Below are 10,087 nucleotides of genomic sequence, written 5' to 3' on the forward strand. Positions count from 1 at the left end.
GGGGGAATCCTGCCGGTTCAGTCAGACTTAGACTCGCAAGGCGTCGAGGACCGAGCGGTCTTCGAGGGTGCTGGTGTCACCGCTCACTTCCTCGCCGGCCGCCAGGGCCCGCAGGATGCGCCGCATGATCTTGCCGCTGCGGGTTTTGGGCAGGGCATCGCTGAAGCGGATCTCATCGGGTCTGGCGATCGGACCGATCTCGGCGCCCACGTGTTGGCGCAGTTCGGCGCCGAGGGCTGAGTCACCGCTGAGCCCCGTCTGAAGGGTCACGAAAGCCACGATGCCCTCCCCCTTGAGATCGTCAGGCCGACCCACCACGGCGGCTTCGGCCACCGCCGGATGGCTCACCAGCGCCGATTCGATCTCCATCGAGCCCAGCCGGTGGCCCGACACGCTGATCACGTCATCGACGCGGCCCATCACCCAGTAGTAGCCGTCGGCATCGCGGCGGGCGCCATCGCCTGCGAAGTAGAGCGGGCGGCCATCGGCGCCGCTGATGTGCTCCCAGTAGCTCTTGCGGAAGCGCTCGGGGTCGCCATGGACCGTGCGCATCATCCCCGGCCAGGGGCGGCGCACCGCCAGGTAGCCACCTTCATCGACCCCCACGCTTCTACCTTCGCTGTCGACCACATCGGCCACGATGCCGGGCAGCGGCAGGGTGGCGGATCCTGGTTTGGTGGGGGTGGCCCCGGGCAGGGGGCTGATCATCACGCCGCCGGTTTCGGTCTGCCACCAGGTGTCGATCACCGGGCAGCGGTCATGGCCGATGACCTCCCGGTACCACATCCAGGCTTCGGGATTGATCGGCTCCCCCACCGTGCCCAGGATGCGCAGGCTGCTCATGTCGTACTGATCGGGCACCTCGCGGCCGCTCTTCATGAAGGCCCGGATTGCCGTGGGCGCGGTATAAAACAGGCTCACCTTGTGCTTCTCAATCACCTCCCAGAAGGCACCGGGTTTCGACGGCCGCGGAGCCCCTTCGTACATCACCGTGGTGGCGCCATTGGAGAGCGGTCCATAAACGATGTAGCTGTGGCCGGTGATCCAGCCCACGTCGGCGGTGCACCAGTGCACGTCATCGTCGCGGAGGTCGAAGATCCACTGGAAGGTGAGGTGGGCCCAGAGGTTGTAGCCGGCGGTGGTGTGCACGACCCCCTTGGGTTTGCCGGTGGAGCCTGAGGTGTAGAGCACGAACAGACGGTCTTCGCTGGCCATCGCCTCCGCCGGGCAGTCGGCGCTCTGGGCCTCCACCAGCTCATGCCACCAGCGGTCGCGGCCCTCCACCATCGCCGTGGGCTGCTCGGTGCGGCGCACCACCAGCACCTGCTCCACCGTGGGGCAGGCACCATCGGCGAGGGCCTGATCCACCGCGGGTTTGAGCGCCACCGCCTTGTCCTTGCGGAAGCCGCCATCGGCGGTGATCACGGCCTTGACCCCGCCATCGATCAGCCTGTCGCGCAGGGCCTCGGCTGAGAAGCCGCCGAACACCACCGAGTGGGGGGCCCCGAGGCGGGCGCAGGCGAGCATGGCAATGGCCGCTTCCGGCACCATCGGCATGTAGAGAGCCACCAGATCGCCCTTGCCGATCCCGAGGGCCTTGAGGGCATTGGCGGCCCTGCAGACCTCAGCGTGCAGGTCGCGGTAGGTGAAACGGCGGCTGTCCCCGGGCTCCCCTTCCCAGATCAGGGCCGTCTTCTCGGCGCGGGGGCCGTCGAGATGGCGGTCGAGGCAGTTGTAGGAGACGTTGGTGCTCCCCCCCTCGAACCAGCGGGCGAAGGGCGGGTTGCTCCAGTCGAGCACCGTGTGGAAGGGCTCGAACCAGTGCAGCTGATCCCGGGCCTGCTCCCCCCAGAAGGCGTCGGGGTCGGCCTCGACACGCGCCACCAGCTCCCGGTAAGCGGCCATGCTGCCGATCCGGGCCCCGGCTGCCAGCTCCGCCGGCGGCTCGAAGACCCGGCCTTCCTGCAGCACCGATTCGATCGTGACCTGGCTCATCGGGTCGGGGGCGACACCTGGTCATTGTGGACTGAGAGGATGCGGCCATGAACAGCCCCGCGGCCTGTCTGTTCGACCTCGATGGTCTGCTGCTCGACACCGAGCCGCTGCACGGTCGGGCCTGGCGTCAGGCGGCCCTGGAGTTTGGCCTCGAGCTCAGCGATCAGCAGCTGCTGGAGCTGCGCGGACGCCGGCGCCTGGACAATGCCGGCAGCGTGATTGCCTGGATCCAGGCGGCGGGCCGTCTGCCTCCCACCACCGAGCAGCTGCTGGCGGTACAGCAACCGATCGCCCGGCAGCTCCTGCCCGGCGCGCGGGCGATCCCCGGAGCCCCTGAGCTGCTGCGGCGCTGCCGGGAGCTGGCGATTCCGATGGCCCTGGTCACCAGCAGCAGCCACGACTCGGTGGGGATCAAGTGTGCGCCCCATCCCTGGCTGGAGCAGATCGAGCTGATCGTCTGCGGTGATGATCCCGAGCTGACGCAAGGCAAGCCTGCCCCTGACATCTTTCTGCTGGCGGCCCGGCGCCTGGGGGTGGCCGCCAGCACCTGCTGGGCCTTCGAGGATTCCCTGGCCGGTGCCCAGGCGGCCCTGGCCGCGGGAGCCGTGGTGCATGTGCTGCTGCCCGACGGGCTCGGGCGGGAGCATTACCCCCGGGAGGTGCGCTGTCTCCGTTCGCTCGCCGACCTGAAGCTCTGAGCGTGACCCGGTGGCCGGCGTTCAGCCGTCCTGACCTGAACCTGTGAACCTCTGGTAAAGGCGAAAGCCCAGCCCGCCCCACAGCAGCGTCCAGACCGTGAAGGTGGCCAGAGTGCCCAGCTGGTTCGTCTCGATCGAGTACACCCCGGCCTGGATCAGACCGGCATCGATCAGGGAACCGCCGATCCCCCACCCCAGCACCCAGCTGACCATGAAGCCGATGGCCTGAAGGTTGCCGGTCATGGCAGCTCCGCTCAACACTCTGGCCATTCTCCAGCGCCCCCGGCTGGCTGGGTGGAGAGGCCGATCTGGTTAGGGTCTGCCGGTTTCTGGCGGTCCCGGCCCGTTCTCTTCCGTCATGCGTCAGCGTCCTTGATCCGTCCTCTCCCCCACCGGTCCCGCCTCCCGGTCCCGAGTCCCGCCCCTTCCCTGGAGGCGACTTCCCACTCAGAGCCTGCTTATCCCTCCAAGGCCCAGCTGCTGGCCTGTCTGCCGCCTGATCTGCTCACGATCGACACCACCAGGGCCTGGGGCAGCCTCGCCTTCTCCCTCGGTCTGTCCGTGCTGGCCTACGGAGTGGGCACCCGGATCCCTCTGCAGCCCGGTGCGGCCCCGCTCTGGCTCCTCTACGCCCTGGTCACCGGCACCGTGGCCGGTGGGTGCTGGGTGATCGCCCATGAGTGCGGTCACCAGGCCTTCCACCCCAACCGGAGAGTGGAGGCCGCCGTGGGATTCGTGCTGCACAGCCTGCTGCTGGTGCCTTACTTCAGCTGGCAGCGCAGCCATGCGGTGCACCATGCCAACTGCAACCACCTTGAGGGCGGTGAAACCCATGTGCCGGCCCGGGCGGGCTCGGCCGCCGGGCAGATGCTAGAGCGACTGGCCACAGGCCTCGGACCCCTGGCCTTCGGGCTGCTTTCCCTGGTCGTCCATCTGCTGCTGGGCTGGCCGCTCTATCTCCTTTTCGGTGTGGGCGGTGGTGAAGACCACGGCGCTCCCACCTCCCATTTCTGGCAGGGAGCCCCGTTCCGCAACGGCCGCCGGCCCCTGTTCCCCGCCTCCAGCCGCCGCTGGATGCTGCGCTCCAATGTCGGCCTGGTGCTGATGCTGCTGGCCCTGGCCCTGGCTGCGACTCACAGCTCCCTGCTCCGGGTGCTCGCTGTCTATGGGTTGCCTTATCTGGTGATCAACGCCTGGCTGGTGGGGTACACCTGGCTGCAGCACACCGACGTCACCGTGCCCCATTTCGCCTCAGCCGAGTGGACCTTTGCCAAAGGCGCCCTGCAGACCGTCGATCGGCCCTACGGACCCGTGCTCAACCTGCTGCACCACGGCATCGGTTCCACCCATGTCTGCCATCACGTGAACCCCAGGATTCCCCACTACAACGCCTGGCGTGGCAATGCCCTGCTGCGCCACCACTATCCCGAGCTCGTGCGCTTCGATCCCACCCCCATCCATCTGGCGCTGTGGCGGACGGCCAGCCGTTGCGCCGTGGTGAGCCAGGGGGGCTCAGGCGGAGGGTTCTATTTCCGGGTGCCAGTGACCGCAGCCGAGACCTCGTGCTGAGCTGACTGTTGAGCGGAACGGGGCTGCTGAGTCATCTGGACAGCGGTCACGGTCACCGAAGCGTCCATGGCCTGCTGGCGATAACGCCGCAGGCAGTATTTGCAGCCACCGGTGGTCTGCAGGTGACGTTCAGGCGTGATCACGATCAGACGAACGGGATGATCCAGGCAGCGAATCTTCACCGGAGTGCGATAACTGCGGTAATCAATTTCCTCGTAGCTGTAGTGGTGGCCAAACCGTTCCATGGCTCGCTTCAGGAAGGTTTCGCGGTCGATCCTCATAGCCATGGACTTGGTTTTTCAGCAAACAATTAAAGTTCTCTCAGGCCGCATGTCCGGCAGGCAGTCCGCCTCTCCAGCAACCCGAAGTTTGAGAACCAAACTATCGGACCAGATCACGGAGGTTCCCCAGGATTTCCATCTTTCTGAAGATTCGTTCTGACGATGGATGGCCTGGGGAACCCTGTGGCAAAGCTCAGCTCACCACCACGTTCGTGACCCGTCCACCGAGACGGTTGACCCGTTGCAGGGCCTCATTCATGCGGCTGAAGGGGACACGGATCACATAGGCGCCACTGCGGACATAGCTGTTGTCGGCCAGGCCCGTGGCCGAGATGGTGACCACCCGGCCACTGCCGCTGCTGCTCTCGCCCGATGACACTCTCAGGGCCTCCACCCGGTGCTCCTGGGACGGTGCCCTCATGGGGACCTCAGGGGAGTACTCGGAGGAAATCCCCGACTGGGTGCTCACCAGCGCCTTGAACGGTCCTTCGGTCGAGACGATCACCACCCGGCCAGCGGCGCCACGCACCGGCACCGCTCTGTCCTGATGGAGGGCCTTGCCGAGGCGGAACTGGGTGCCGCTGGACTCTCCCTTCACCGAGGCTGCGGCTCCGCGGGCGAGTTGCATCAGCCAGGAGAACTGCCGTCCCTCATGGCCCTTGGAGTAATCCCAGCCGTGCAGGTAGGGCACAGTGTCAAGACCGAAGCGCTCCTGATATTCGTCGCTGTCGATGTAGGAATCAATCTCTGCGTCATAACCCTGATCCTGCAGGATCGTGAAGTGATGCAGCATCTCCGCCTTGTTCTGCGGTGCCCTTCCCAGCAGATGCTTGTGGTTCAGTTCGATGAAGCGGTAGGGATTGCAGTTCTCGAAGAATCTGGAGCGATAGAGACCACTCTTGGCCACAGTCCGCACCAGTTCGCGCACGTTCAGAGCGCCATTGCGGAACAGGGACTCAGCCCCATTGAGCCGCTCGCTGGCCATCACATACTGCTGACCGAGCACCTGCTGATAGACGGCCCGGATGATCCCCTTGATGTCCTGCTCGGAGCCGTTTGACCAGCTTTCCCTGTTGCGATCATTGGCGAAGCGATCGATGCCTAGGGCGGGCGCCTGGACCAGTGCCATGGGATGCGTTGCGGGGGACAAGGGAGAAGAGAGAGGGCAAGTCAAGGTGCGCTAGTCGTGCGAATCATCGAGTGCTTGCTGCCAATGGCTTGCCAACAAGTGCTTGCTACGATTTCGTCACTCTTGCTGCCTTCAGCACTGTAGGCTGAGTGAGCGTTTCCGCGCATTTCTCCACAAGCCTTCAATCATCGCAAGATTTCTTGATGCCCTGATTGGGTGAAGCCGGGCTCAGCAGCAGCCCTGACTGAGATCAGCGGCGCTGCAACAGCCAGTGGGTGGACATGTCTCCCACGCCCTTGATCGCGGTCAGGCCGCGACGGGTCAGGACATGGCTGGATTCCAGGTGGTGCCGGGTGGCATCCGTGAGCTGGATCCTGCCGGGCAGGCCGCTGGATTCCATCCGGCTGGCGATGTTCACCGTTTCGCCCCAGAGGTCGTACGTGAACTTGCGTCGACCAATCACGCCGGCAACCACGGGCCCGCTGTGAATCCCGATCCTCAGGGCCAGTGGGGATGCCCCATCCAGGCTGAAACGCGGGATGATGGCCTGCATCTCCAGGGCCATGTCGGCGATGGCTTCAGCGTGGTGAGGGATCGACCTGGGTAGTCCACTGGCAACCATGTAATTGTCGCCGATGGTCTTGATCTTTTCGAGGCCATGCCGATCACTGAGATCGTCAAAGGCACTGAACACGTCGTTGAGGCGCGAGACAAGATCGTGGCAGGGGAGCAATCGCGAAAGCTCCGTGAATCCGACGATATCAGCGAATAGAACACTGACTTCGTCGTGAATCTGAGCAATCAGATCATTTCCCTTCTTCATCTCGTCAGCGATTGGTTCGGGCAGAATATTCAGCAGGAGTTTCTCGGCCCTTTGTTGTTCAGTTTTGGCCAGGGTCTCTGCTTGTATTCTGCGACCCATTTCCCTGTATGTACGTAAAAATGACTGATTGAAGGCTGACTCAACGTCGCTCAGTTCGTCATTCCCTCTCGCCGGCATCAGAATAGTTGTCGGATCGATCGAGCTGCCTTCCAGGAATGCGCGGCCTGCAAGGATGAGTCGCTGACGCAGCTCCAGCACCCTTGAGATCACCAGCCGATCAAGAATGAACATGGTTGCGAAGGTGAGGAACAATGCAATCCCAAGAACGATCAGCAGGATCTTTCCCACATAGCGAATCAGGCCGGCTTGCAATCCACTGGCGTCATGGCGAATCACGAGTCGAAGATCACCGCCACCGAGCTCCTGAGGGCTCCAGACGGCGTCATATCGTGTAGTGAATAGCACCCAGGAGGACGCGTTCCCTGTGGTTTTGTCGGTCCTGATTCCGGATGCCGGAGCTTCTCCGAAGCTGCCGAGGACAAGTCCGTCTGAATCCTTGAGAAGGCTGGCCCCCCGGATCGTGTGCACCATCGAAGGTGAGGCCAGTTCTTCAATGGCGGCAAGCAGTTCCGTTGCCGTGGTGTTCAATCCTTTGGCAACAATCCACTCAATCTTGGCATTGGTCAGTGCACGCATCTGCTGCTCCAGCCGTTCGGCCTGCCGCAGGACAGAGGGGATGAGCACGAGGGCTTCCACCAGGATGAAGTTGAGAAAGATCCAGAAGCTGATGCGGCGTGAGAGCCGTCCCTTGAGGTCAACACCAGTGATGACTTCACGCCACCAGGAGCGCACGGGACTCGCGAGTTGGCTCATCCTCACCAAGATCACCTGAACCCATCATGGTTGCCCTCCTGCGACCCGCAACCAGCTGAGAGGCGTCGGGCCACCCATGGCAATGTGGTGTCCCGATTTTCGCTGGCCGATGCTTTCCAGGACATGCCAGATCACGGCGGTCTCCAGCCTGGCTGTGATTGCCCTGACCGCTGTAGCCCAGCTCTGGATTCGCTCTGCAGAGCACAGGTTGCACTGGAGTTGCCTGCTCTATGCCTCCGGGGAGAGTCCCGGTGTCGTCACGAAATCGATTCAGACGGTCCTGCCAGGATTCAAGGCCAAGGGGAAGGAGTCGGTGAGTGGTGAACGCCTTTACCGGCTCTGTTCAACCGTGCTCGATTCGGTGGCCTGGTAGTCCAGCAGGCCAAAGACCCGGGGATCGCAGGAACTCAATCGCCGGCAGCGTGATAGCTGCTGCGCACCAGGGGGCCGCTGCGCACCTGCTGGAATCCGAGCCCGCGGGCGATCGCACCGAGCTCCTCGAACTCCTCGGGTGTCCAGTAACGGGCCACCGGCAGATGGGCGAGGGAAGGGCGCATGTACTGGCCCAGGGTGAGACGCTGGCAGTCGGCCCTGCGCAGGTCTTTCATGGCGGCCACCACTTCCTGCGCAGTTTCGCCAAGCCCCAGCATCAACCCTGACTTCGTCGGGATCTGGGGGGCCAGGTCCCGGGCAGCCGCCAGCAAGGCCAGTGAGCGTTCGTAGGTGGCTCCCCGTCGCACGTCGCCCTGCAGCCGTTCCACGGTCTCCAGGTTGTGGTTGAAGCAGGCGGGACCTGCAGCCAGCACGGTGGCGAGCCGCCGGCGCTGGGCGGCTTCGCCCTCACTGCGCAGGGCATGACCCCCCCAGAAGTCAGGGGTGAGCACCTCAATGGCGATCAGGGGGTTGCGGCGCCGGATGGCGGCCATGGTGCCGGTGAACAGCGCGGCGCCGTGGTCCGCCAGATCGTCGCGGGCCACGGCGGTGAGCACCACATAGCGCAGGGCCAGCTGCTCCACCGCCTCCGCCACCCGCTCCGCTTCCTGGGCATCGAAGGGCTCCGTCGGGCGGCCCTTCTCCACCTGACAGAAGGCGCAACTGCGGGTGCACACCGGTCCACCGAGCAGAAAGGTGGCGGTGCCGGCGGCATAGCACTCCCCTCGGTTGGGGCAGCGTCCCTCCTCGCAGATGGTGTGCAGCCGCTGCCCCTTGACCACGGCCTGCACCGTTTCCAGGGCCGAGGCGCTGCCGATCGGCCGGCGCAGCCAGGCCGGCAACCGTTCGGCGGGGGGGATGGCGCTGTATCGACTGATCGGGCGAACCATGGTGCTCACTCCATCCGGCGCCGGCCCTCGAGAGCGCGCGCCAGGGTGACGTCATCGGCATACTCCAGCTCACCGCCCACCGGCAGCCCATAGGCGATGCGGCTCACCAGGCAGAACGGCCGCAGCAGCCGGGCCAGGTAGAGGCTGGTGGTGTCCCCTTCCACGCTCGGCGGCAGGGCGAGGATCACCTCCGTCATCGCCTCGCGGTCCACCCGGTTCACCAGGGGCTGGATCTGCAGCAGTTCAGGCCCGATCCCATCCATCGGGGAGATCAGTCCGCCTAGCACGTGGTAATTCCCCTTGTATTCGCGGGTGCGCTCCAGGGCCAGGAGGTCGCGGGAGTCGGCCACCACACAGAGCTGGCCATTGCAGCGCTCGTCATTCCGGCAGATGTCACAGAGCGGATCGGCCGAAAGATGGAAGCAGCGGCTGCACTGACCCACCTGGCGGCGGGCAGCGGTCAGCGCATCGGCGAAGGCCTGCACCTGGTCTTCGGGCTGACGCAGCAGGTGCAGGGCCAGGCGCTGGGCGGTGCGCGGACCGATCCCAGGCAGGCGCTCGAACTGATCGATCAGCCGCGCCAGGGGCCTGGTGAAGCCGCTCAGGAATCCGCCGCAAGTGACGACAATCTAGGAGCGAGGCCACCGGCAACAATGGTGCCGGTGTGATCTCCCACCCTTCCCGCTTGCTCGGTTCCCCATGGCGCAGCGCCCCTCGTTCCCCTGGCTTCTTTCGGCGCGCCGGGGCCTGCTCGGTCTGCTGCTGGGCAGCCTGTTGCTGCTGGGAGGCCTGAGCGGTTGCAGCGCGGCGGCGGCCGGCCTGAATTCCTTTCAGAGCCCGGACGGGCGCTATGCCTTTCTCTATCCCACCGGCTGGACCCGGGTGGCGGTCAGCAATGGCCCCCAGGTGGTCTTCCACGATCTGATCAACAGTGACGAGACCCTCAGCCTGGTGATCTCGGAGGTGAACGCCACCAACGAACTGGAGTCTCTGGGCAGTGCCGTGGCGGTGGGCGAGAAGCTGGGCCGCATCGTGATCGCCCCCCAGGGCAGCGGCCGTGAGGCGGAACTGGTGGAGGCGCGCGAGCGGGAAGACGGCGGCCACACCTTCTACGACCTGGAGTACGCGGTGCACCTCGCTGATCGCGACCGCCACGAGCTGGCCACCGTGGTGGTCGACCGCGGTCGCCTCTACACCCTGGCGGCGAGCACCAATGAATTGCGCTGGCCGAAGGTGAAGGACCTGTTCCGCCAGGTGATCACCTCATTCACCCTGCAGATCTGAGGTTTGGCTGATGTGCTGGTCATCGGAGCCGGCCTGGCCGGCTCCCTGGTGGCCCTGGCCCTGGCCGAGCGGGGCGCAGCCGTGGAGCTGGTGGATCCGGGCCAGGGCTGCTC

Annotated in this window: 12 protein-coding genes; 5 read left to right on the forward strand and 7 right to left on the reverse strand. The window is 65.1% G+C overall.

What is annotated here, in order from left to right; translation table 11 throughout:
• Positions 1 to 27 precede the first annotated feature (27 nt).
• Complete coding sequence (acs, locus tag VB734_RS01065; protein ID WP_322781399.1) at positions 28 to 1,995, reverse strand: acetate--CoA ligase; 1,968 nt, start codon at positions 1,993 to 1,995, stop codon at positions 28 to 30.
• 47 nt (positions 1,996 to 2,042) lie between these two features.
• Here acs and VB734_RS01070 point away from each other — a divergent pair, with 47 nt between their 5' ends.
• Positions 2,043 to 2,693 carry an HAD family hydrolase gene (locus VB734_RS01070; protein WP_197165132.1) on the forward strand — a complete coding sequence of 217 codons (651 nt, stop codon included), beginning with the start codon at positions 2,043 to 2,045 and terminating at the stop codon, positions 2,691 to 2,693.
• 21 nt (positions 2,694 to 2,714) lie between these two features.
• Here the strand turns inward: VB734_RS01070 and VB734_RS01075 are convergent, their stop codons facing one another.
• Positions 2,715 to 2,936 carry a hypothetical protein gene (locus tag VB734_RS01075; RefSeq protein ID WP_197165130.1) on the reverse strand — a complete coding sequence of 74 codons (222 nt, stop codon included), beginning with the start codon at positions 2,934 to 2,936 and terminating at the stop codon, positions 2,715 to 2,717.
• 129 nt (positions 2,937 to 3,065) lie between these two features.
• On the opposite strand from VB734_RS01075, the gene VB734_RS01080 reads away from it, so the two are divergent.
• The gene (locus tag VB734_RS01080; protein ID WP_322781400.1) at positions 3,066 to 4,262 is read left to right on the forward strand and encodes a fatty acid desaturase; all 1,197 of its coding nucleotides are present in this window, start codon (positions 3,066 to 3,068) and stop codon (positions 4,260 to 4,262) included.
• Here the strand turns inward: VB734_RS01080 and VB734_RS01085 are convergent.
• The 3 genes from VB734_RS01085 to VB734_RS01095 all read right to left on the reverse strand — a co-directional run bounded on the left by VB734_RS01085 (position 4,220) and on the right by VB734_RS01095 (position 7,368).
• A complete protein-coding gene (locus VB734_RS01085; RefSeq protein ID WP_322781401.1) occupies positions 4,220 to 4,543 on the reverse strand; it encodes a hypothetical protein in 324 nt (107 codons plus the stop codon). The two genes, VB734_RS01080 and VB734_RS01085, sit on opposite strands and share 43 nt — an antisense overlap.
• Positions 4,544 to 4,736: 193 nt before the next feature.
• Entirely contained in the window at positions 4,737 to 5,672 is a 936-nt protein-coding gene (locus VB734_RS01090; RefSeq protein ID WP_197165126.1) for a phycobilisome rod-core linker polypeptide, read from the reverse strand.
• 250 nt (positions 5,673 to 5,922) lie between these two features.
• Complete coding sequence (locus VB734_RS01095; RefSeq protein ID WP_322781402.1) at positions 5,923 to 7,368, reverse strand: adenylate/guanylate cyclase domain-containing protein; 1,446 nt, start codon at positions 7,366 to 7,368, stop codon at positions 5,923 to 5,925.
• Between the two features lie 109 nt (positions 7,369 to 7,477).
• Between VB734_RS01095 and VB734_RS01100 the strand changes: the two genes are divergently transcribed.
• The gene (locus VB734_RS01100) at positions 7,478 to 7,741 is read left to right on the forward strand and encodes a hypothetical protein (protein ID WP_197165124.1); all 264 of its coding nucleotides are present in this window, start codon (positions 7,478 to 7,480) and stop codon (positions 7,739 to 7,741) included.
• Between the two features lie 34 nt (positions 7,742 to 7,775).
• Here VB734_RS01100 and lipA read toward each other — a convergent pair whose 3' ends face one another.
• Together lipA and recR are read right to left on the reverse strand one after the other, a co-directional pair.
• Positions 7,776 to 8,678 (reverse strand): lipoyl synthase, encoded by a 903-nt coding sequence (lipA, locus tag VB734_RS01105; RefSeq protein ID WP_197167000.1) that lies wholly within the window; start codon positions 8,676 to 8,678, stop codon positions 7,776 to 7,778.
• A gap of 17 nt (positions 8,679 to 8,695) precedes the next feature.
• The gene (gene recR / locus VB734_RS01110; protein ID WP_231595023.1) at positions 8,696 to 9,265 is read right to left on the reverse strand and encodes a recombination mediator RecR; all 570 of its coding nucleotides are present in this window, start codon (positions 9,263 to 9,265) and stop codon (positions 8,696 to 8,698) included.
• 124 nt (positions 9,266 to 9,389) lie between these two features.
• Between recR and psbP the strand changes: the two genes are divergently transcribed.
• Both psbP and VB734_RS14620 read left to right on the forward strand, forming a co-directional pair.
• On the forward strand, positions 9,390 to 9,974 hold the full coding sequence (gene psbP, locus VB734_RS01115; protein ID WP_197165122.1) for a photosystem II reaction center PsbP: 585 nt from the start codon (positions 9,390 to 9,392) through the stop codon (positions 9,972 to 9,974).
• Between the two features lie 12 nt (positions 9,975 to 9,986).
• A partial coding sequence (locus VB734_RS14620; RefSeq protein ID WP_416238030.1) for an NAD(P)-binding protein occupies positions 9,987 to 10,087 on the forward strand: 101 nt, incomplete at its 3' end.

This window comes from Synechococcus sp. BA-124 BA4, assembly GCF_034931165.1.